The following is a 20,311-nucleotide window of genomic DNA, read 5'->3' on the forward strand; positions in this document are numbered from 1 at the left end:
GTGGCCCCCGCCGTCGACAGGAGACCGACGACCACCGATGACCGACGCGCGACGGTCCCGGCTGCCCGGCGGGTCTTCCCCGGTGCGCGTCCGCGGCGCACACTGGACAGACCGCCGCCGCAGCGAGAGGGCACACCATGTCGTCGTCATCCTCCCCGTCCCACGACCCACGCGACGCCGCGCCGGCCGACCCGCCGCCCGGGTACCCCGACCTCGGGCCCGAGCCGGTGGAGGGGGTGCGGCTGCTGCGCGCACCGGCCGTGCCGACCGCCGTCGTCCGCGCCACCGGCGTGCCCATGGCCACGATCGCCGGGTTCTTCGATTCGGCCTTCGGCACGGCCTTTCCTGCCCTGTTCGCCGCCGGCGTCACCCCGGCCGGGCCGGCGTTCGCGCTCTACACGCGCACCACCGAGGAACCCGAACCCGCCGCGGACCTGGAGATCGGGTTCCCCCTGGCGCGACCGCTGGCCGAGCTGCACCCCGACGAGCCGTCCGAGATCGACGGGATGCAGGTCATCGCGTCCGAGCTCCCGGCCGGGGACGTGGCGGTGACCAGTCATCTCGGCTCCTACGACGGGCTCGGGCAGGCCTGGGGCGAGTTCATGGGCGCGATCGGCGCGATGGGGCGCGCGCCGGGCAGCCCGTTCTGGGAGGTCTACGTGACCGAGCCGAGCCCGGACATGGATCCAGCCACCCTGCGGACCGACCTGTTCTGCCCCGCCCCCACCCCGGACGACGCCGCCTGACCCGGGTTCATCGCCCGTCGCCCGCCGCCCGCCGCCCGCCGCCCGTCGCCCGTCGCCGAGCAGAGGATTTCGCCTGTATCTCTCGAGAAGCAGTGCGCGAATTCCTCTTCTCGGCGAGCGCTCACAGGCCATCGCCGCCCAGCGCCGTCGCTGCGGGCGACGGGCCGGGCGGCAGGGTAGGCCGCGCCGCTACATGTCCTCCAGCGACCGACCGTTTGTCTCCGGGATGAACTTCGCCACGAACAGCAGCGACAGCAGCGCGGAGACCGCGTAGAAGCCATAGGTGAACGTCAGGCTGAACTCGGCCATCGGCGGGAACGCGGTGGACACGGCGAAGTTCGCCAGCCACTGCGCGGCGGCCGCCAGGCCGAGGGCCGCGGAGCGGATGCGGTTGTTGAACATCTCGCCGAGCAGCACCCACACGGCCGGGCCCCACGACATGCCGAAGAACACGACGAACCCGTTCGCGGCGATAAGCGCGATCAGGCCCTGCGTGTCGGCGAGCTGCGGGGCGAGCTCGCCGTCCGGCCCCGGGCCCATGGTGGCGGTGCTGAACATCGCCGCCATCACGGCCAGCGAGATCGTCATGCCCACGGACCCGGTGATGAGGAGCTTGCGGCGGCCGATCTTGTCGATGAGCGCGATCGCCACGATCGTCACCACGATGTTCGTCACGGACGTGATGACCGTCTGGGTGAGCGCGTCGGACTCGGTGAAGCCGACCGACTGCCAGAGCGAGGTGGAGTAGTAGAAGATCACGTTGATGCCCACGGCCTGCTGGAAGACCGACAGGACGATGCCGATCCACACGATGGGCAGCAAATTGACCCCGCCCGGCTTGACGAGGTCGCGCCACGAACGCTTGCGGTCGTCGCGGACCGTCGCGCGGATCTCCCTGATCCGGGAGTCGACACCGCCCTGCTGAATGGAGCGGAGGACCTCGCGAGCCCGGTCGACCATGCCCTTGCCCACCAGGTAGCGCGGTGATTCCGGGATGGTGAGCGCGAGCACGCCGTAGGTCACGGCGGGGATCACCTCCGCCCAGAACATCCACCGCCACGCCTCGGCGCCGAACCACAGTTCCTCGATCGCGCCGCCCGCGATGCCGGCCAGCCAGGCGTCGGAGAGCAGTGCGACGAAGATGCCGGAGACGATCGCGAGCTGCTGCAGCGATCCCAGCCGACCGCGGATCGCCGGTGGGGCGACCTCGGCGATGTAGGCCGGTGCGATGACGGACGCCGCGCCCACCCCGAGCCCGCCGACCAGCCGCCAGATGATGAGGTCGACGGGGCCGAAGGCGAACCCGGTCCCCAGGGCGCTCGCGGTGAACAGCACCGACGCGAGGATCATCACGCGGGTGCGACCCCAGTGGTCGGCCAGACGACCGGCGACGTAAGCGCCGACCATGCACCCGAGCAGGGCGGAGGACACGGCGAAGCCGGTCAGCCCGGCGTTCATCTCGAAGGTCTCCTGCACGGCGTCCACGGCACCGTTGATCACCGCGGTGTCGAAGCCGAACAGGAAGCCGCCCAACGCTGCGACCAGGGAGATGAGCACCACCCGGCCGGTGTTGAACGTCTCCTCCTCGGCGGGTGTGGGTGAGGTCTGCTGCGTGGACATGACGTACCCCGCTCTGTTGTCCGACGCACCTGCTCCAGGTGGTGAAGGGAGCGTAGGCACGCGGTGCAAGTGACGCAAGCGATAAAGGAAACCGTTGTTCCGCCCGGCCCGCCCCCGCGGGACGAGAACACGTTCTAGGCTCGGGGTCACCTCGTCGTCGTCACCGAAAGGGCCACCGCCTTGAGCGCCTCACCCGACCAGATCCGTTCCACCGCCGACTCCTACATCGCGGCACTGACCGCGGGCGACCTCGAGGCCGTGATGAACCTCTACGCCGAGGGCGCCACCGTCGAGGACCCGGTGGGCAACGGCACCGTCCACGAGGGCAAGGCCGCCATCCGCGAGTTCTACGCCAGCGTCGTGGCGATGAAGATCGAGGGCGAGGTGCTCGAGGCCCGCGTATGCGGAAACGACCTGCTGTTCAACTTCGAGATCACCACGCACTTCGACGCGGACTCCAAGGCCACCATCAACGTGTGGGACCTCATGACCCACGACGAGCAGGGCAAAGTCACCTCGATGCGCGCCTACTGGACCCCGGAGAACATGCGCTGACCCCGCGCCCCTGAACCCCGCGCCGGCCGGGGTCGCCGGGGCGCGCGGACTACGCGCCGCCCTGGCTCCCGGCCCCCTGGGGCACGTTCTCCGACGGCTGCACGACTACCAGTCCCGCGCCGCCGAACGCCAACTGGAACGTCTCCCCGGACCCGCCCCGGAGCAGGGACTTCACCCCGCCCGTGTCCACCCGGATGTCCATCGTCACGCCGGCGGTCCACAGGACCACGGCCTGGGGATCGGCGAACGTCGGCGCGGAGGTCACGTCGAGCGCGACCGGCTGGCCCTTGGTGGTCACCGCCACGAACCCGGTCCCCCGCAGGGAGACGTTGAACAACCCGCCGGTCATCACGGCGCCCTTGGCGGCGATGCGGTGGATGTCCCACGCGATCCCCTCGGAGAACGCCAGCACGCTCGCACCGTTGACCGAGATCATGTCGTCCTCCAGGTAGAGGACCTGGACCTCGGAGGCCTGGTCGGCGAGGAACAGCTCACCCCGCCCGGTGCAGCGCATGAGGGGCACACCCTCCCCCGTCGCCGCCGCCTTGAACATCCTGCCGATCCCGCCGCTGCCGACGTTCTCGAACCCGACCTGCCCCTGGTAGGCGACCATCGATCCGGTCCGCGCGAGGATCGGCTGGTCGGCGAGCGTCACCTTGAGCATCTTGGAGTTCTGGAGGGCGAACGGGCGGTTCGTCTCCGTCTCGCGCGCCGACTGGAAGAGGTCCCCGTGGATCATGGCGCGAACGGTACGCCCGCTCCACTAGCCTTGGGGTCATGATCACCGCAATCGTCTTCGTCCACGCCGAGACGGCGCGGATCCCCGAGGTCGCCGGGGCCATCGCCGATATCGACGGAGTCTCCGAGGTCTACTCGGTCACCGGCACCATCGACCTCATCGTGCTGGTGCGGGCCCGGCGCAACGACGAGATCGCCGACATTGTCTCGGACCGCCTCAACAAGGTCCCCGGCGTGGTGGACACCGAGACCCACATCGCGTTCCGCACCCAGTCCAAGCACGATCTCGAGGCCGCGTTCTCGATCGGGTACGAGGACTGAACCGGGTACGGGGACCGAACCGGCTACGGGGGCCGCACCGGCTACGGGGACCGGGAGTCAGGTCGGCTGGCCGGTCATCTGCTGTATCCGGGCCAGGCGGCGGGCCCGGCGTCGGGCCCGCTGAAGCTCGGTGAGGAGCTCCCTGCCGGTCCATTGCCGCCGGTCCTCGCCGGCCGCCTCGGCCTCGTGCACCAGCTCCACCATCCGCGCGCAGGCCGGAGCCCCCAGTCCGAGCTGACCGGCCATCTTCACGACCTTGCCCTGCAGGTACTCGACCTCGGTGGGCCGGCCGCGCACGAGATCGTCCGTCATGGACGAGGTGCCGTCCGCGTCGACGCGGACCGCGGCCCGGGCGAGGCGGCGGAACAGCGGGTTGGGCAGCCGCATCACCACCGGGAGGGCGCCGGCGGGGATGGCCAGCGGCACCCGCGGCACCACCCCGGCCGCGGTGAACACGCGGTTGGCCTCCGCCTGACACAGGGCGACACAGCGCCGCAGGTCCCGGTCCAGCAGCTCCGTGCGCAGCGGGAGTCCGGACAGCGCCTGGACGGCGTTGTTGAGGTTGAGCAGGACCTTGCCGTGGAGGACCGCCTGGATGTCGTCGGTGGGCCTCACCGGCAGCTCGGCCGCCGCCATGGTGCGGATCAGCGGGACGGCCATGGGGTGTTCGGCGAGCCGGATCACCCCGGTGGAGGTCCGCCGATAGGTGGCGGGTCCGGTGCGCGCGACATTGAACGGTATGACGCCGGGGATCACCGTGGTCCTGTCGACCAGTTCCCGGATGAGGTCCGCCGAGTGCAGACCGTTCTGCAGGCCCACGACCAGCGTGTCCGGCCGAAGGTAGGGAGAGAACTCGGCGGTGGCGGCGGCCGTCTGTCCGGCCTTGGTGCACACCAGCACGACGTCCGAGCGGCGGACGCTCTCGGGCCCGGTGGCCAGGGTGAGGGCGTCGGCGGGGATGTGGAGCCGGGCGTCCTCGCCGTCTCCGGACTCGACGGTCAGTCCCACCGCCCGGATCGGGTCGAGCACGTGGGGGCGCCCGACCAGGGTCACGTCGGCGTGGCGGGCGAGCCGGCCGCCCAGGTAGCAGCCGATCACGCCCGCGCCGATCACGGTGATCCGAAGAGGAGGGTTCGGGCTGGTCATGGTGGTGCAGAGGATACGACACGCGCGCCGGCGGGGGAGCCGTTCGACGTACCTGTCCGCCGGACGGGGGAATCAGTGCGGGCGCGGCCGCAGGACGACCTCGGTGGGGTGCGTATCCGGAGTGGACCCCAACGCCTGCCGGACGGCGGTGGCCACCGAGTCCGGGCGGAGGAAGGCGCCCGGGTCGTAGTCGCGCCCCTCGGCGGCGACGATCGCGCGCTGCATGTCGGTGTCCACGCGGCCGGGGTGGATGGACGTGACGCGCAGGTCGGGTTCCTCGCCGCGAAGGGTGTCGGTGACGGCGCGGAGGGCGAACTTGGAGGCGCTGTAGGAGCCCCAGCCCGGTTTGGCGGTGGTCCCCGCGCCGGAGTTGACGACGACGAGGTGGCCCCGTGCCGCGCGCAGCGCCGGGAGCAGTGCCCGGGTCAGCTCGACGACGGCCAGCACGTTGACCTCGAACGCCCGGCGCCACTGGCCGGCCTCGGACTCGTCGATCCGGCCGAGTTCGGCGACGCCGGCGCAGTGGACGAGGCCGTCGAGGGTGCTGATGTCGCGGGCGGCGCGCGCGACCCCGTCGCCGGTGGTGAGGTCGGCCTCCACCACCCGGGCTGAGCGGCAATCAGCGGCCACGGCCTGCAGCGCATCGACGTCCCTGCCCACGAGGACCAGGTCGTGGTGGGCGGACAGCGTGCGGGCGGTCGCCGCCCCGATCCCGCGGGAGGCGCCGGTGACGAGAACCGTGCTCATGCCCCGAGGCTAGACGGACCGGGGGGCGTCGGAGTGCTGCGGGTCGGACTGCTGAGAGTCGGGAAGGGCGTCGACATCGCCGTCGAAGGCGTCGAGGAGGGCGGTGAGGGCGGGCACCGCCGAGGAGAGCAGATCGCGGTGTTCGGGGCTCAGATAGGACATCCGCTCGGCGAAGTCCCGGTCACGATCGGCGAGGACCTGTTCGATGCGGGCCCGACCGAGGTCGGTGAGGCGGACACAGACCCCGCGTCGGTCGGAGGCGTCGGGTTCGCGCTCGACGTACCCCATGGCCTCGATGACGCTCACCGAATTGCTGGTGGTCGGTACGCGGACGTTCTCGAGTCGGGCGAGGTCCGACATCCGCAGCCTCCCGTGGCAGGCCAGGGTGTGCAGGATCGAGGTCTGCGCGCGACTCAGCGCGTACTGGGTGCTCTGCCGGCGGACAAGCAGGTCCAGGCGCAACAGGATGGGTCGGAACTTCTCGGCGAGTCCCCGCCCGGGCTCACCTTCCCGTATCGCCGGATCGCTCGTCGTCGTCTCCATGACCCTGCTCCCTCGACACCGGCTTCCGCCCCGGAAGCCTCGCGGCACCGAATCTAGGCCGAACTTCTCCCGTCATGGGGCGCCACCTCGTCCCGGGGTGGATACTGATCGCATGGGTTTGTATCACCAGATCACCGGGGCCGGCCCGACCATCGTCCTACTGCACGGCGTGTGCCACCGGGCGCACGCCTGGGATCCGGTCGTGCCGCTGCTCGCGGACCGTTTCCGCGTGGTGGTCGTGGACCTGCCCGGCCACGGCAGGTCCGCGGATCTGCCGGACACCGGCGACGTGCTCGACTACGTCGTCTCCGAGCTCGTCGGCCTCCTGGAGGAGGTCGTCCCGGCCGGGGAGCGCCCCCACATCGCCGGCAACTCCCTGGGGGGCTTCCTCGCGCTGGAGCTCGGCGCCCGCGGACTGGCGAGCAGCGTCACCGCGCTGTCGCCCGCCGGGTTCTTCCGCTCGCACGCCGAGTGGCGCTACACGGTCACCGTGTTCCGGAGTCTCCGCCGGGCGGCGGGCCGGATCGGCCGCCACACCCCGGCCCTGACCGAGCGGGCCGCCGGACGCGCGGTGATGATGGCAGTGTTCTGCGCCCGCCCGTGGCGGTACCCGGCGGAGGCCGCGGCCATCGACAGCGAGGCGATCGTGTCCAACACCGTGCTCGACCGGGCCGACCGGCGGGCGTTCGTGTTCTCCGCCCCCGTCGACGAGGATTTGCCGATCACCATCCGGTGGGGCCGGTTCGACATGGTCCTGCCGGTGCGGCAGGTCTCACTCGCCACGCGGTTGTTCCCGCAGGCGAGGGTCGAGGTCAGCGCCGACGGGCACGTGCCGATGTCCGACGACCCGGAGGGCGTCGCCGCGTCGATCGCCGCCTGCGCCGAGCGCGGCCTGGCGTACGCGCGGGCCGGCAGTCGGGTCTGACCGGCCCGCCTGCCGGCCCGGCAGCCGGGCCTGACCGACCCGACCCGCCGGCCCGGCAGTCCGCCTACCCGCCCCGGCCGTCCGCCGTCAGGAGCCGATCAGGCCCGTCGGCAGGGAGCCCGAACCGAGAGAGCCGGCGCCACCGGAGAACCCGTTGCGCCACGCGACCACGGTCGACGGCCGCGGCTGCGAGGTGCCGCCGTCGGGCCAGTGCGAGGCGGGGTTCTCGATCGACGCGCCGTCCTTCTCGCCGGGGTGCTGGACGTTGACGATCGCCCGGTTGTCGAACACCAGCGGTCCGCAGGTCTCGGCCCCGACAGGGACCGTGAGGAACAGCTTGGTCTCGCCGCGGTTCGGGCCTTCGGTCGCCACCGAGTAGAGGCCGTCGTTGAAGCCGAGGGCGTTGCCGTCGGTGGACACCCACAGTCCCCCGGCCGTGTCGAAGGCGACGTTGTCCGGGCAGGAGATGGGGCTGACCTTCGACTTGTCGAAGCCGCCGAAGTAGGAGTCCGCCTCGGCCGGGTCGCCACACACCAGCAGCAGGTTCCAGCCGAAGGTGGTGCCGGCGTGGTCGTCGGTGATCTCCACGACCTGACCGTGCTTGTTGTTGTGCCGCGGGTTGGCCTCGTCCACGTTCGCGGTCGTGCGGCGGGTGTTGTTGGTCAGCGCCATGTAGACCTTGCCGGTGGTCGGACTGGGCTCGACGTCCTCGGGGCGGTCCATCTTGGTGGCGCCTACGCGGTCGCCTGCCATGCGGGTGTACACCGCGACCTGCTCCGGCGTCATGTCCGGCACGTGTGAGACGGCGTTCCTGCCGGGCGCGACGGTCATCAGCGGGATCCAGGTGCCGGTGCCGTCGAACGCGCCGTCGGCGGGCAGCGTCCCGGAGCCGTCGATCTGCGCGGCGGGGGAGTTGCCGGCGAACGTCGCCACGTAGAGGGTGCCCTCGTCGAGGATCTTCATGTTCTCGGCCCGCGCGGCCGAACCGGTACCGGGTGTGATCCGGCGGCTGGAGACGAACTTGTAGAGGTAGTCGAAGCGCTCGTCGTCACCGGAATAGGCGACGACGGTGCCGTCACCGGTGACGTGGACCGAGGCGCCCTCGTGCTTGAACCGGCCCATCGCGGAGTGCTTGACCGGGGTCGAGGTCGGATCCCAGGGATCCACCTCGACGACGTAGCCGAAGCGGTTGACCTCGTTGGGCTCGGCGGCCGGGTCGAAGCGGGCGTCGAACTCCTCCCACCGGCGCCCCGAGCGGGAGACGGACACGCCGTAGCGGCGCAGGGCCTCGAGACGCTCCGGGTCGCTGACCGTCCCGGTGGTGCCGAAGTACTGGTTGAAGTTCTCCTCGCCGGACAGGACGGTGCCCCACGGAGTGTGCCCGCCGGCGCAGTTGTTCAGTGTGCCGAGCACGCGGGTGCCGGTCGGGTCGGCCGTGGTCCGGGTAAGGGGGCCGACGGCGGGTCCGCGCAGCTCGAACGGGGTGGTGGCGGTGATGCGCCGGTTGTAGGACCCCATGACGGGGTCGAGCCCGCCGTCGCCGGCGCGGCTGGCCAGCTCGACCACAGTCAGCCCGTGGGCCGCCCAGGCGATCTCCACCTGCTCGCGGGTCGGGGCCGAGGAATCGTACCCGCGGAACATCGAGGGCTCGGTCGTGTACTCGTGGTTGACGGTGAGCAGGAAGCGCTCGTCGCGGTCGTCCATCGGGAACATCACCGCGAGGTCGCAGTTGTAGCCGTACTGCATGGCCTGCGCGGCGGCGGTCTGGTTCTCGAAGTCGAACTCCGGGGCGCCCGGCAGCACGGGGTCGCCCCACCGGATCACCACCTCGCTCGAGTATCCCGCCGGGACGGTGACGGCGTCGGCGGTGTTGGGCGCTACCGGGGCGAACCCCGTGTCGATCGTCGCGCCGCCGGTGGATCCGGCGGGGCCGAGCGAGCCCGCGGCGGACGAGCCCTGCGCCGCAGCGGTCGCGGGCAGCACCTGGGTGGCGCCCACCGCCAGCGCCACGACCCCCGCGGCCTTGAGTGCACCGCGGCGGCTGATCTCGGTGGCGATATCCCCGAAGTACGGGTTGTCGGTGGTGTTGGGCACCGGCGCGGCGCACTGGTCCCCGCACTTGTAGACACAGGTCACGTGCTGTCGGTTGGAGGTCCCCGGCGTCGGGGCGGTGGCGAGCGGGAGCAGGCGGCGGACGGACATTCGGGTCTCCTGGAGGCGTCAACAGTCGTAGTGGACGCATGCACGCTAGGCGCGCGGGACGACCGGGCGGCCGCGCGCGGGCCACGCCCGCGTGAACTGTGTGCGCAGTGCGGGTGAACTCCGCCCCGGGCCGCTACAGTCACCCGTGTTCGCCCTCTATCTCGGATCGTCCGGCACGTTCCTGCCGGTGAAGGGAATTATTTCTCATGGCCTCGGTAACCTTCGAGAACGTGTCCATCATCTATCCGGGGGCCGCGCGACGCAGTGTCGACCGTCTGGATCTGGAGATCGCCGACGGCGAGTTCCTCGTCCTGGTCGGACCCTCCGGCTGCGGAAAATCGACGACCCTGCGCGCCCTGGCCGGTCTGGAGGACGTGGCGGCGGGACGGATCCTCATCGGTGACAGGGACGTGACGGGCACCGAGCCCAAGGACCGCGACATCGCGATGGTGTTCCAGAACTACGCGCTGTACCCGCATTACACGGTCCGCGAGAATATGGGTTTCGCACTGAAGCTGGCCAAGGCGTCCAAGTCGGAGATCACGGAGCGCGTCGACCGCGCGGCGGAGATGCTCGACCTGGTGCCGTATCTCGACCGCAAGCCCAAGGAGCTGTCCGGCGGCCAGCGTCAGCGCGTGGCCATGGGGCGGGCGATCGTGCGCAACCCGCAGGTCTTCCTCATGGACGAGCCGCTGTCCAACCTCGACGCCAAGCTCCGGGTGGCCACGCGCGCCCAGATCGCCAAGCTGCAGCGGGACCTGCACACCACGATGATCTACGTGACGCACGACCAGGTCGAGGCCATGACGATGGGCGACCGCGTCGCGGTGCTCAAGGACGGGGCGCTCCAGCAGGTCGACGCCCCGCGCGAGCTCTACAACAACCCGGTCAACGCCTTCGTGGCCGGCTTCATCGGGTCACCGTCCATGAACCTTTTCGACGCCCCGGTCGCCGACGGGGCGGTGGACCTCGAGGGGTTCCGCGAGCCCGTGCCCGCCGGCTCGGGGTCGAGGGTCACCGTCGGCGTGCGGCCCGAGCACCTGCGGATGGCCGCGGAAGGCCACGGGCTGGAGGTGACGGTGGACCTGGTGGAGGAGCTCGGGGCGGACAGCTACCTGCATTGCTCGACCCGCGACAACCACCCCGTGGTGTACCGGGCGGAGTCGGGTGACCACCCCCGCAAGGGCGACACCATGTACCTCGAGGCGCTCGACGACGAGGTGCGGTTCTTCGACGTGGAATCCGGTCTGAGACTGCGCTGACCCCGTGGGCCGGGGCCCGTGCCAACGGCGATGCACGCCGGCGTCCGCCCCGATCGGGTGTTGCTAGAGTGACTCCTGTGACCTCGCTCCCGTGACCATCCTGGTGGCGGGAGCGACGGCGCGTCGGTCGCGTGTCCGCACGTGGTCCCGCGCCACCGCCGTCTCGTGGGTTACGCTCAGCAGGTCCTCAGTGAGACCCGCGTCACAGGCGGCACCGGTCCACTGCCCCGTCGGCACTCGCCGAGGGGAGTCGAGACACGACAGTAGGAGAGAGCGCATGGCCGTTCACGGCAGGTTCCTCAAGGCGGCGGCGGCCGCCTCCGTAGTCGCCCTGGTATCCACGGCGTGTGGATCGGGTGGCGATGAATCCGACGAGCAGGCGCAGGCCGGCACCTCGGGCGTCGGCCCCATCACCTTCGCGATGGGCAGCAACGACACCGACAAGCTCCGTCCCGTCATCGAGCAGTGGAACGCGGAGAACCCCGACCAGGAGGTCACCCTCCGCGAGCTGCCGGCCGAGCAGGACGGGCAACGCGACACCCTGACGCAGTCGCTCCAGACCGAGAGCGGCGAGTACGACGTGTTCGCCCTCGACGTCACCGACACCGCGTACTTCGCGGCCAACGGGTGGCTGCAGCCGATCGAGAACGAGACCGAGGTCGACACCTCCGGGCTGATCGAGGCCGCCGTCGACTCGGCGACCTACAACGGCACCCTCTACGGCGTGCCGCAGAACACCAACGCCCAGCTCCTGTACTACCGCACCGACCTCCAGCCGGAGGCGCCCGCCAACTGGGAGGAGCTCGTCTCCTCCTGCGAGGCCGCGGAGGGTGCGGACGTCGACTGCCTGCAGACCCAGCTCAGCCAGTACGAGGGTCTGACCGTCGCCGCCACCCAGTTCATCCACAGCTGGGGCGGACAGGTCGTCGGTGAGGACGGGAATACGCCCGAGCTCGACACCGAGGAGGCGCGTGCGGGCCTGACCGCCCTCGTCGACGCCTACAAGGGCGGCGTCATCCCCCAGAAGACCGACGCGTTCACGGAGGAGGAGACCGCGCAGGCCTTCCTCGCCGGCGAGACCATGTACTCCTACAACTGGCCGTACATGTACGAGTCGGGCCAGTCCGACCCCACGTCCCAGGTCCAGGGTGACTTCCAGGTCGCCCCGATCGTCGGCGAGGACGGCCCCGGTCAGTCCACGCTCGGTGGCTACAACAACGCGATCAACGTGTTCTCCGAGAACAAGGAGACGGCACGGGCCTTCCTCGAGTTCATCATCTCCGAGGACGTCCAGATGGGCTTCGCCGAGCAGTCGTTCCCGCCGGTGCTGTCCTCGATCTACGACGACGAGGCGCTCCAGCAGGAGTTCCCCTACATGCCGGCCCTGAAGGCGGCGCTCGACAACGCCGAGCCGCGCCCGGTCACCCCGTTCTATCCCTCCGTGTCCAAGGCGATCCAGGACAACACCTTCGCGGCGCTTCACGGGGAGAAGGACGTCGAGCAGGCCCTCAACGACATGTCGGCCGCGATCGAACAGGCACAGTGATTCACCGAGCACGGTGATTCACAACGCACAGTGATCCACCGAGCACGGTGATCGAACGAGGTCAACGATCACCGCGGTCCGGGTGATCGGCACACGGTCCGGCGGCAGACGGCTGTCGGACCAGGGCAGGTGGGCCCCGGGTAACGTTCCCGGGGCCCACCTCCTCTCCCTGATGGGGCGGGCGCGAACCCGGCGAGGAGCAAGGCGATGACGACGAGCGAGAAGTCCCCGGCGCCACTGGTCGAGAAGAAGTTCGACTGGCGTCCGGTGTGGATGGTGGGTCCGGCCCTGGCCATCCTCGCGGTGGTGATCGGGTACCCGGTCATTCGCGCGGTGTACCTGTCGTTCATGGCCGACCGCGGCCTGGACCCGGCCACGGGCATGTTCTCGGAGGGCGGGTTCGCCGGTTTCCAGCACTACCTCTACTGGCTGACGCAGGCCTGCCCCGCTCCCGGCGGCGACGGCACCGTCACCTGTCCGCCGGGCGTCTCGTCCGTGGACTTCTGGCCCGCCATGGGCAACACGCTGTTCTTCACCGTCACCACCGTCTCCCTCGAGACGGTGCTCGGTTTCGCCATGGCCGTGGTCATGGGCAAGAGCATCTGGGGACGCTCCCTGCTGCGCGCCGCCGTCCTGGTCCCGTGGGCGATCCCCACCGCCGTCACGGCGAAACTGTGGGCGTTCATCTTCGCCCCCAACGGGATCGCCAACACCCTCCTGGGCACGAACATCGCCTGGACCACCGACCCGTTCTACGCCCGTATGGCCATCATCATCGCCGACGTGTGGAAGACCGCGCCGTTCATGGCGCTGCTCATCCTCGCCGGGTTACAGATGATCCCCGGTGACGTCTACGAGGCGGCCCGCGTGGACGGCGCGTCCCGCTGGCAGCAATTCGTCCGCATCACCCTTCCGCTGGTGCGTCCCGCCCTCATGGTGGCGATCCTGTTCCGCACCCTCGACGCGCTGCGCATGTACGACCTGCCCGTCATCCTCGTGTCGGCCAACTCCAACTCGCCCACCGCGACCGTGTCGATGCTGGTGGTCAACGAGATGAGAATGGGCAACTTCAACAGTGCCTCCGCGATATCGACACTGGTGTTCCTGCTGGTCTTCGCCGTCGCGTACATCATGGTCAAATTCCTCGGCGCGAACGTCGTGGAGGATCGCACGGGCAAGAAGGGGGAGATCCGGTGAGTCACCGAGCGTCTGAACCGAGCACCTCGCCGACCATGCCGACGACCACCCCGTCGTCGTCGTCGACCCCCGGCTCCGACCGGCGCCGCGACGACGAGGACATCAAGCCACCACGCAAACCGCTCGGCCCCACCATCAGCACCTACGTCGGCGCGCTACTCATCCTCATCTGGGGACTCGCACCGTTCTACTGGATGCTGGTGACCGCGTTCCGCGACAACCGGTTCATCTTCTCCGCCAGCCCGGTGCCCTCGCACCTCACGCTCGACAACTTCCGCGAGGCGCTGGCCACGGACGGCGGCAACAACTTCCTGGGCGCGATCATCAACTCCGTGCTCATCAGCTCGATCACCACCGCCCTCGCGCTGACGTTCGGCGTGTTCACCGCCTACGCCCTCGCCAGGGTCGACTTCCGGGGCAAGTTCCTCGTCACCGGGATCATCCTCGCCGCGTCGATGTTCCCCGGCGTCGCCCTGGTCACGCCGCTGTTCCAGCTGTTCACGGACATCGGCTGGATCGGCACCTACCAGGCGCTCATCATCCCCAACATCTCGTTCGCGCTCCCGCTGACCATCTACACGCTCACGTCGTTCTTCAACGACCTGCCGTGGGAGCTGGAGGAGGCTGCCCGCGTCGATGGTGCGACCCGCGGCCAGGCGTTCATCAAGATCATCCTCCCGCTCGCCGCGCCGGCCCTGTTCACCACCGCGATCCTGGCGTTCATCATCACGTGGAACGAGTTCGTGCTCTCGCAGCAGCTGTCCACGACCGCGACCGAGCCCGTGACGGTGGCGATCGCCCGGTTCTCCGGGGTCAACCCGTACCTGCCGCCGCACGCGGCGATCATGGCCGCCGGCGCGCTCGTCACCGTGCCGCTGGTGATCATGGTGCTGATCTTCCAGCGACGGATCATCTCCGGCCTCACCGCCGGCGGCCTGAAGAGCTGATCGGCGGTGGCTCGGAGCGGCGGTGACGCCCTGGGCGCCCGGCAGCGGCTGGAGGTCATCGGCGGGTTCGTCGGGTTCTTCACCGTGCTGGCGTTGGTCAACGCGGTGGGCTTGATCCTCACCGGGCGACCGTCGATCTTCGCCTCGCTCGTGCTGGTGCTCATGCTGGTGGCGTCGTGGTACACCTACCGGACGTGGCGCCGGGTCGACCGGGCGGTCAAGCGGGGCTGACCCGCCGCGGCCCGCGCCGACACGCGCCCGCCCCAGCCCGCCCGGCCCGCCCCGGTTCCAATCCAGCCCGAAATCCGCTACTCGGAATGCGGATTCGCTACGCCGATCGGGATAGCGGATCCGGATTCGGAGTAGCGGATTTCCGGCGCCGACGGGCAGGTTCAGCGCCGGCGCGCCGGCTTATCGCCCGTCGCGCCAGGCCACCAGCGACTCGACCAGGTCCAGCGGGTAGTCGGGGCCGTTGAGCCCGACCGTGAAGAGGGTGACGCCCTCGGCGTGCAGGTTCTCGGCGAGCCGCTTCGCCTCGTCGGGCGAGCTGGCCCCGCCGATCTCCGTCGACCGCTCGATCTCGCCCGGATCGCGCCCCACGTCCGCGCAGTGCCCGGCGAGCACCTCCGACTTGTGGCGGTAGGTCTCCACGTCCACGAACGAGTGCCAGATGTCGGCGTGGCGGGCCACGTGTCGCAGGGTCTTCTTCTCACCGCCGCCACCGAGCAGCACGGGGATGTCCCTCGTCGGGGCGGGGGTGAGCGTGGCGAAGCGCTGCTCAATCCGCTCGAGGGAGTGCCCGAGGTCGTCGAGCCGCGAGCCCTTGGTGCCGAACTCGTAGCCGTACTCGGCGTAGTCCCGCTCGAACCATCCGCTGCCCAGGCCCAGGATGAGGCGGCCGCCGGAGATGTGGTCGACGGTCCGGGCCATGTCGGCGAGCAGGTCGGGGTTGCGATAGGTGTTGCAGGTGACCAGGGCGCCGATCTCGACGCGTTCGGTCTGCTCGGCCCACGCGGCCAGCATCGTCCAACACTCGAAGTGGGCGCCGTCGGGATCACCGTAGAGCGGGAAGAAGTGGTCCCAGTTGAAGACCACGTCCACGCCCGCGTCTTCGGAGCGTCGGACGGCGTCCCGGATCAGTCCGTAGTCCGGCGAGTGCTGCGGCTGGAGCTGGACGGCGATGCGGACCGGGCGCGTGGGGTTCGGGGTCATGCGCCCCATTGTGGGGCGTGGCGCCGCCCCGTGCACCCGCCCCGCGCACCCGGGCCAGGCTCCCGCCCCGCGCACCCGGCCCGTGCGTCTCAGCGCTCGCGCTCCAGGACGAACCAGAAGTGCTCTCCCTCGTGCACGGTGCCTCGCCCGTTCATCACCGCGAGGAGGGTGTCGGGTCCGACGACGGCGAAGTGGTCGATCACCGGCAGGCGGTCGTACACCATGGAGGCGGTCGGGCGGCCGCGGAAGGAGACCTCCCACAGGGACGCCCCGCCCCCGCCGGTCGCCGAGGTGTCCGGCACGACCTCACCGGAGTCGTCGGTGACGAGGATCGGGTCCACCTTGCGGGCCTCGGTGAAGTCCTTGCCCCACCAGCGCATCTGCCCGAGCATGCCGAACATGGGGTGCCCGGTGTCCAGGCCGGTGCCCTTCCAGCGGCTGCCCGCGATGTCGTCGACCCGCGCGGGCTCGAGGGAGTCCCACAGCGCGGAGACGCGGTCCGAGGGGACCGTGTCGAGCGCGAGGATGAGCTCGAACTCGCGCGCGGCGGCGCCCGCGGTCCCGGCGGTGCCGGCCGCCCCGGCGGTGCTCACAGGCCGAGCGTCTTGCCGATGATGTCCCGCTGGACCTCGTTGGTGCCGCCGTAGATGGTGGAGACCACCGCCTGGCGGACCAGACGTTCCATCCCGTACTCGGTGGCGTACCCGTATCCGCCCATGGACTGCATGCACTCGAGCGTGACCCGCTTGCTCAGCTCGGACGCCTTGAGCTTGGCCATGGAGGCCTCGCGGGGGAACAGGGCCGTGGGGTCGGCCTCGTCGACCTTCCTGGCGACCGCGTAGACGAGCAGGCGCGTGGCCTCGATCTCGGTGGCGAGGTCGGCCATACGGTGGCGGAGCACCTGGAAGGAGCCGACGGGGCGGCCGAACTGCTCGCGCTCCTTGATGAAGGTCAGGCAGTCGTCGAACGCCCGCTGGGCCACGCCGAGCTGCATGGCGGCGAGGATGAGGCGCTCGGTATTGAGCCCGGTCATGAGCTGCGCCCAACCGCCGCCGACCTCTCCGATCACGGAGTCGGCGGGCAGGCGGACGTCGGTGAAGTAGAGGTCGTTGACCTCCATGCCGCCCATGGTCTCGATCCCGGTGATCTGCAGGCCCTCGATGTCCGCGGGCACGTCGAACATCGTGATGCCTTCGTGCTTCTTGCCCGACGAGTCGGTGCGGGCGACGAGCAGGATGCGGTCGGCGAAGTGGGCGTTGGAACACCAGGTCTTCTGCCCGTTGATCACCCAGTTGTCGCCGTCGCGCTCGGCCTTGCAGCGCAGGGCGGCGACGTCGGACCCGGCGCCGGGCTCGGACATTGAGATGCACAGGGTCCCGCCGTTCACGACCAGCTCGAGCGCGCGTTTACGCTGCTCCTCGGTCCCGAACTTCTGGTACGCGGCGGCCGTGATGAGGGTGGGGCCGATGCCGCCGATCGGGGCGAGGCCGCGCAGGGAGTGCTCGAGCAGGAGGCACAGTTCGACGGCGCCGGCGTCGGAGCCGCCGTACTCCTCGGGGACGGTCAGCCCCAGCCATCCGAGCTCGGCCATCTTGGAGTAGATGTGCGGCGAGTGGGTGCCGCCCTCGGTGGTGAGCTCGCGTCGCTTCTCGACGCCGCCGACCTCGCGCGCGCAGAAGTCATCGATCGACTTGGCGAATTCACGCTGCTCTTCGGTGAGGATGTCGACGCTCTTCGGTGAGGATGTCGACCACTTCTCGCCTCGTTTTTCTGTGTGGTTGCCCCGGTATCTGGCACGGGGTGCCGGTTGGGTGCACACTGGACTACAGTGGGTCGTATCACGGTACGCTACATCAAATATATGTGATCGGAAACGAGAGGACCTCAGATGACGACCACCGAGCCCAGCAAGACCGGCCCCACGTTCGCGAGCCTGGACCCCCGCGACGGCACCGTCCTCGCGGAGTACCCCGTCGCCGGTCCCGAGGAGGTCGCCCTCGCCGTGGAGCGTGCGCGTGCCGCGGCTCGCTGGTGGGCGAACCAGGGTCCGCGGGGTCGCCGTGAGTGGCTGCTGGAGTACAAGCGGGCGATCTCGTCCAGGGCCGAGGAGTTGGCGTCCCTGATCTCCGCCGAGACCGGGAAGCCGGACGAGGACGCGACCCTCGAGGTCATGCTCACCGTCAGCCATCTGGAGTGGGCGGCCAAGAACGCGGACAAGGTCCTGCGACGGCGCTCCGTCTCGGCCGGGCTGCTCATGAGCAACCAGGCCGCCTACGTGGAATATCAGCCCTACGGCGTGGTCGGCGCGATCGGCCCGTGGAACTACCCCGCGTTCACCCCGATGGGCACGCTGTCCTACGCCATGGCCGCGGGCAACGCGGTGGTGTTCAAGCCCAGCGAGCTCACGCCGGGTGTGGGCGTGTGGCTGGCGGAGGTGTGGGATTCCCTGGGCGCCTCCCAGCCGCTCATCCAGACGATCACCGGCGACGGCTCGACGGGCGCGGCGTTGTGCAGGGCGGGCGTCGACAAGCTCGCGTTCACCGGCTCCGCCGCGACGGGCCGGAAGGTCATGGCCGCCTGCGCGGAGACGCTCACGCCGGTCGTCATCGAGGGCGGTGGCAAGGACGCCCTGCTCGTCGACTCGGACGCGGATCTCGACGCGGCCGCCGACCAGGCGGTCTTCGGCGCCATGGGCAACGCGGGCCAGACCTGCGCGGGCGTGGAGCGGATCTACGTCCACTCGGACGTCCACGACGCGTTCGTCCAGAAGTTCACGGCCAAGGTCCGCGCGCTCACCCCGGGCAACTCGATCTCCTCCAGCTACGGGCCCATGACGCTGCCGGCGCAGGTCGACATCGTCCGCAGGCACGTCAAGGACGCGATCGCCAAGGGCGGCAGGGCCGTACTCGGCGGCGAGGACTCGGTCGGCGAGAAGATCATCGAGCCGGTCGTCCTCGTCGACGTCCCCGAGAACTCGTCCGCGATCACCGAGGAGACCTTCGGCCCCACCGTCGTGATCAACCCTGTCGCGGACCTGGAGGAGGCCATCGAGAAGGCGAACGCCAGCAGCTACGGCCTCGGCGGTTCGATCTTCACCGGCAACAAGAAGCGGGGGCTGGCCCTCGCGGAGAAGTTGGACGTGGGCATGGTGTCGGTCAACTCGTTCCTCGCGTTCGCCGGCATCCCGGCGTTGCCGTTCGGCGGTTCGGGTGACTCGGGTTTCGGCCGTATCCACGGCGCCGACGGGTTGCGCGAGTTCGCCCGCCCCAAGGCCATCACCGCGCAGAAGTTCGCGGCCCCGCTGAACCTCATGACCATGACCCGCAAGCCGCGTGACATCAAGATCGTCAAGTGGATGCTCGCGAACGTCCAGGGAAGGATGTGAGGTGAGATGACCGCCACCTCCGAGAGAACCGAGGAGGTGACGACGACGACGAGGGCCGCGGCCACCGAGCGGTCCGCCGTGCCCGGGGTGTTCGGACCATGATCCCGGCCGACCTCGTCGCCGACGCCGCCGTCGACCACCCGCTCACGGCAGGGGTCCCGTTCAAGCCCGGGCGCTGGTACTGGCGTGATCTCATCGCGACTCTCGATCCGGTGGCGGACGCGGCGGAGATCCACCGCATCACCTCCGCGTACGAGTTCCCGTGGGACTATCAGCGAGCGCTCGAGCTGGCGCTGTACCGGACCTACTGCATCCCTTCGGTGTCGGCGGTCCTGGAGCAGGCGGGCAACTTCCGCGATCACCCGCAGAAGCGGTACGACGACACCGCGCTGCTCATGGTGGAGCTGGTCGAGCACGGGTACGACTCGCCCCGCGGCAAGGAGGCGCTGCGGGTGATCAACCGCCAACACGCGATGTACGAGATCACCAATGACGACATGCTCTATGTGTTGTCGACGTTCATCTACGAACCGCTCGAGTGGATCGATGCGAACGGCTGGCGGCGTCTGCATCCGAACGAGCGGCTCGCGGCGTTCCACTTCTACCGCGCAGTCGGGGAGCGGATGAAGATCAAGGGGATCCCGCAGGACCTTGGGGGAGTTCCGGCGCTGGCGGGACGACTACGAGGCGCGCACCATGCGCTACGCCCGGACCAACGAGCTCATCGGGACGTACACGATCGATCTCATGTGTTCCTGGTACCCGGAGCCGGCCCGGCCGGTGGTCCGCAAGGTCGTGCAGGCGCTGATCGACGACGACATGACCCGCGCCTTCGGCTTCCCGTGGCAACCTCGGGCGTTCCGCGAGGCCGCCTACGCGGCGCTGCGGATGCGGTCGAAGGTGGTGCGGTGGCTGCCGGTCCGCCGCCGCGAGCTCGGGTCCCGTGGGACCGAGAACCGGACGTACCCGGGATACCCGGAGGGTTACCGTCCCGCCGACCTGGGGGCCTGCCCCATCCAGCCGCGCGACCGGGTGGGCGCCTGCCCGGTCGTGCACGCTCCAGCCGCCGGCTCCACCGGAGCCGCCTGACCCGGCGGAACCGCCGCCGCGCCCCGCGATTTCCGCACGTCGGGACGCCGAACCCGATGCCCGGAGAGGGTGCGTGACCCACGAGGGCGTGAGGGGCACATGGGTGCGCTTTCCGGGTTAGGTGGAACAC

19 protein-coding genes and 1 pseudogene are annotated in these 20,311 nt (G+C 70.0%); 11 read left to right on the top strand and 9 right to left on the bottom strand.

Annotation, left to right across the window (positions count from 1 at the left end; genetic code table 11):
- The first annotated feature begins 137 nt into the window (after positions 1 to 137).
- Entirely contained in the window at positions 138 to 746 is a 609-nt protein-coding gene (locus Q2K20_RS16130) for a GyrI-like domain-containing protein (protein WP_132063487.1), read from the top strand.
- Between the two features lie 189 nt (positions 747 to 935).
- Here Q2K20_RS16130 and Q2K20_RS16135 read toward each other — a convergent pair whose 3' ends face one another.
- Complete coding sequence (locus tag Q2K20_RS16135) at positions 936 to 2,366, bottom strand: sugar porter family MFS transporter (protein WP_268098962.1); 1,431 nt, start codon at positions 2,364 to 2,366, stop codon at positions 936 to 938.
- A 180-nt stretch (positions 2,367 to 2,546) separates the two neighbouring features.
- Between Q2K20_RS16135 and Q2K20_RS16140 the strand changes: the two genes are divergently transcribed.
- On the top strand, positions 2,547 to 2,921 hold the full coding sequence (locus tag Q2K20_RS16140) for an SgcJ/EcaC family oxidoreductase (RefSeq protein ID WP_119192317.1): 375 nt from the start codon (positions 2,547 to 2,549) through the stop codon (positions 2,919 to 2,921).
- Between the two features lie 49 nt (positions 2,922 to 2,970).
- Here the strand turns inward: Q2K20_RS16140 and Q2K20_RS16145 are convergent, their stop codons facing one another.
- Positions 2,971 to 3,660, bottom strand: coding sequence for an AIM24 family protein (locus Q2K20_RS16145; RefSeq protein WP_096906379.1), 690 nt, complete (start codon positions 3,658 to 3,660; stop codon positions 2,971 to 2,973).
- A gap of 38 nt (positions 3,661 to 3,698) precedes the next feature.
- Here Q2K20_RS16145 and Q2K20_RS16150 point away from each other — a divergent pair, with 38 nt between their 5' ends.
- A complete protein-coding gene (locus tag Q2K20_RS16150) occupies positions 3,699 to 3,980 on the top strand; it encodes an Lrp/AsnC family transcriptional regulator (protein WP_067720093.1) in 282 nt (93 codons plus the stop codon).
- Between the two features lie 57 nt (positions 3,981 to 4,037).
- Here Q2K20_RS16150 and Q2K20_RS16155 read toward each other — a convergent pair whose 3' ends face one another.
- From Q2K20_RS16155 to Q2K20_RS16165, 3 genes are all read right to left on the bottom strand, one after another.
- Positions 4,038 to 5,126, bottom strand: a complete 1,089-nt coding sequence (locus Q2K20_RS16155; protein WP_096906378.1) for a 2-dehydropantoate 2-reductase — start codon at positions 5,124 to 5,126, stop codon at positions 4,038 to 4,040.
- Positions 5,127 to 5,198: 72 nt separating this feature from the next.
- A complete protein-coding gene (locus Q2K20_RS16160; protein ID WP_119192315.1) occupies positions 5,199 to 5,873 on the bottom strand; it encodes an SDR family oxidoreductase in 675 nt (224 codons plus the stop codon).
- A gap of 9 nt (positions 5,874 to 5,882) precedes the next feature.
- Entirely contained in the window at positions 5,883 to 6,416 is a 534-nt protein-coding gene (locus Q2K20_RS16165; RefSeq protein ID WP_069389855.1) for a MarR family winged helix-turn-helix transcriptional regulator, read from the bottom strand.
- A gap of 112 nt (positions 6,417 to 6,528) precedes the next feature.
- Between Q2K20_RS16165 and Q2K20_RS16170 the strand changes: the two genes are divergently transcribed.
- Positions 6,529 to 7,341 (top strand): alpha/beta fold hydrolase, encoded by an 813-nt coding sequence (locus Q2K20_RS16170; protein ID WP_096906376.1) that lies wholly within the window; start codon positions 6,529 to 6,531, stop codon positions 7,339 to 7,341.
- An 87-nt stretch (positions 7,342 to 7,428) separates the two neighbouring features.
- Here the strand turns inward: Q2K20_RS16170 and Q2K20_RS16175 are convergent, their stop codons facing one another.
- Complete coding sequence (locus tag Q2K20_RS16175; RefSeq protein ID WP_268098961.1) at positions 7,429 to 9,543, bottom strand: PhoX family protein; 2,115 nt, start codon at positions 9,541 to 9,543, stop codon at positions 7,429 to 7,431.
- Positions 9,544 to 9,749: 206 nt separating this feature from the next.
- On the opposite strand from Q2K20_RS16175, the gene Q2K20_RS16180 reads away from it, so the two are divergent.
- From Q2K20_RS16180 to Q2K20_RS16200, 5 genes are all read left to right on the top strand, one after another.
- Complete coding sequence (locus Q2K20_RS16180; protein ID WP_268098960.1) at positions 9,750 to 10,805, top strand: ABC transporter ATP-binding protein; 1,056 nt, start codon at positions 9,750 to 9,752, stop codon at positions 10,803 to 10,805.
- Between the two features lie 277 nt (positions 10,806 to 11,082).
- Positions 11,083 to 12,351 (top strand): ABC transporter substrate-binding protein, encoded by a 1,269-nt coding sequence (locus Q2K20_RS16185; protein WP_069390330.1) that lies wholly within the window; start codon positions 11,083 to 11,085, stop codon positions 12,349 to 12,351.
- A gap of 207 nt (positions 12,352 to 12,558) precedes the next feature.
- Positions 12,559 to 13,548, top strand: coding sequence for a carbohydrate ABC transporter permease (locus tag Q2K20_RS16190; protein ID WP_067720075.1), 990 nt, complete (start codon positions 12,559 to 12,561; stop codon positions 13,546 to 13,548).
- Positions 13,549 to 13,583: 35 nt separating this feature from the next.
- Positions 13,584 to 14,495 (top strand): carbohydrate ABC transporter permease, encoded by a 912-nt coding sequence (locus Q2K20_RS16195; RefSeq protein ID WP_268092866.1) that lies wholly within the window; start codon positions 13,584 to 13,586, stop codon positions 14,493 to 14,495.
- Between the two features lie 6 nt (positions 14,496 to 14,501).
- A complete protein-coding gene (locus tag Q2K20_RS16200; RefSeq protein ID WP_007627187.1) occupies positions 14,502 to 14,726 on the top strand; it encodes a hypothetical protein in 225 nt (74 codons plus the stop codon).
- A gap of 180 nt (positions 14,727 to 14,906) precedes the next feature.
- Here Q2K20_RS16200 and Q2K20_RS16205 read toward each other — a convergent pair whose 3' ends face one another.
- From Q2K20_RS16205 to Q2K20_RS16215, 3 genes are all read right to left on the bottom strand, one after another.
- Positions 14,907 to 15,707 carry an LLM class F420-dependent oxidoreductase gene (locus Q2K20_RS16205; RefSeq protein ID WP_067720072.1) on the bottom strand — a complete coding sequence of 267 codons (801 nt, stop codon included), beginning with the start codon at positions 15,705 to 15,707 and terminating at the stop codon, positions 14,907 to 14,909.
- Positions 15,708 to 15,796: 89 nt separating this feature from the next.
- Positions 15,797 to 16,300 carry a DUF4334 domain-containing protein gene (locus Q2K20_RS16210; RefSeq protein WP_241504473.1) on the bottom strand — a complete coding sequence of 168 codons (504 nt, stop codon included), beginning with the start codon at positions 16,298 to 16,300 and terminating at the stop codon, positions 15,797 to 15,799.
- Positions 16,297 to 17,430: an acyl-CoA dehydrogenase family protein gene (locus Q2K20_RS16215; RefSeq protein WP_317176991.1), complete on the bottom strand. Its 1,134-nt coding sequence runs from the start codon at positions 17,428 to 17,430 to the stop codon at positions 16,297 to 16,299. The genes Q2K20_RS16210 and Q2K20_RS16215 overlap by 4 nt, the downstream gene beginning before the upstream one ends.
- A 165-nt stretch (positions 17,431 to 17,595) precedes the next feature.
- On the opposite strand from Q2K20_RS16215, the gene Q2K20_RS16220 reads away from it, so the two are divergent.
- Together Q2K20_RS16220 and Q2K20_RS16225 are read left to right on the top strand one after the other, a co-directional pair.
- On the top strand, positions 17,596 to 19,092 hold the full coding sequence (locus Q2K20_RS16220; protein ID WP_067720070.1) for an aldehyde dehydrogenase family protein: 1,497 nt from the start codon (positions 17,596 to 17,598) through the stop codon (positions 19,090 to 19,092).
- A 134-nt stretch (positions 19,093 to 19,226) separates the two neighbouring features.
- Positions 19,227 to 20,181, top strand: a pseudogene (locus Q2K20_RS16225) (oxygenase MpaB family protein); the annotation flags it as partial.
- Between the last annotated feature and the right edge of the window lie 130 nt (positions 20,182 to 20,311).

The organism is Dietzia sp. IN118 (genome assembly GCF_032905965.1).
In the GTDB taxonomy this organism is placed as follows: domain Bacteria; phylum Actinomycetota; class Actinomycetes; order Mycobacteriales; family Mycobacteriaceae; genus Dietzia; species Dietzia kunjamensis.

Excerpts from the sequence above, each read along its gene's own strand:
- Q2K20_RS16130 (WP_132063487.1), top strand. The coding sequence starts at position 138 with ATGTCGTCGTCATCCTCCCCGTCCCACGACCCACGCGACGCCGCGCCG.
- Q2K20_RS16135 (WP_268098962.1), bottom strand. The coding sequence starts at position 2,366 with ATGTCCACGCAGCAGACCTCACCCACACCCGCCGAGGAGGAGACGTTC.
- Q2K20_RS16145 (WP_096906379.1), bottom strand. The coding sequence starts at position 3,660 with ATGATCCACGGGGACCTCTTCCAGTCGGCGCGCGAGACGGAGACGAAC.
- Q2K20_RS16150 (WP_067720093.1), top strand. The coding sequence starts at position 3,699 with ATGATCACCGCAATCGTCTTCGTCCACGCCGAGACGGCGCGGATCCCC.
- Q2K20_RS16155 (WP_096906378.1), bottom strand. The coding sequence starts at position 5,126 with ATGACCAGCCCGAACCCTCCTCTTCGGATCACCGTGATCGGCGCGGGC.
- Q2K20_RS16160 (WP_119192315.1), bottom strand. The coding sequence starts at position 5,873 with ATGAGCACGGTTCTCGTCACCGGCGCCTCCCGCGGGATCGGGGCGGCG.
- Q2K20_RS16165 (WP_069389855.1), bottom strand. The coding sequence starts at position 6,416 with ATGGAGACGACGACGAGCGATCCGGCGATACGGGAAGGTGAGCCCGGG.
- Q2K20_RS16170 (WP_096906376.1), top strand. The coding sequence starts at position 6,529 with ATGGGTTTGTATCACCAGATCACCGGGGCCGGCCCGACCATCGTCCTA.
- Q2K20_RS16175 (WP_268098961.1), bottom strand. The coding sequence starts at position 9,543 with ATGTCCGTCCGCCGCCTGCTCCCGCTCGCCACCGCCCCGACGCCGGGG.
- Q2K20_RS16180 (WP_268098960.1), top strand. The coding sequence starts at position 9,750 with ATGGCCTCGGTAACCTTCGAGAACGTGTCCATCATCTATCCGGGGGCC.
- Q2K20_RS16185 (WP_069390330.1), top strand. The coding sequence starts at position 11,083 with ATGGCCGTTCACGGCAGGTTCCTCAAGGCGGCGGCGGCCGCCTCCGTA.
- Q2K20_RS16190 (WP_067720075.1), top strand. The coding sequence starts at position 12,559 with ATGACGACGAGCGAGAAGTCCCCGGCGCCACTGGTCGAGAAGAAGTTC.
- Q2K20_RS16195 (WP_268092866.1), top strand. The coding sequence starts at position 13,584 with ATGCCGACGACCACCCCGTCGTCGTCGTCGACCCCCGGCTCCGACCGG.
- Q2K20_RS16205 (WP_067720072.1), bottom strand. The coding sequence starts at position 15,707 with ATGACCCCGAACCCCACGCGCCCGGTCCGCATCGCCGTCCAGCTCCAG.
- Q2K20_RS16220 (WP_067720070.1), top strand. The coding sequence starts at position 17,596 with ATGACGACCACCGAGCCCAGCAAGACCGGCCCCACGTTCGCGAGCCTG.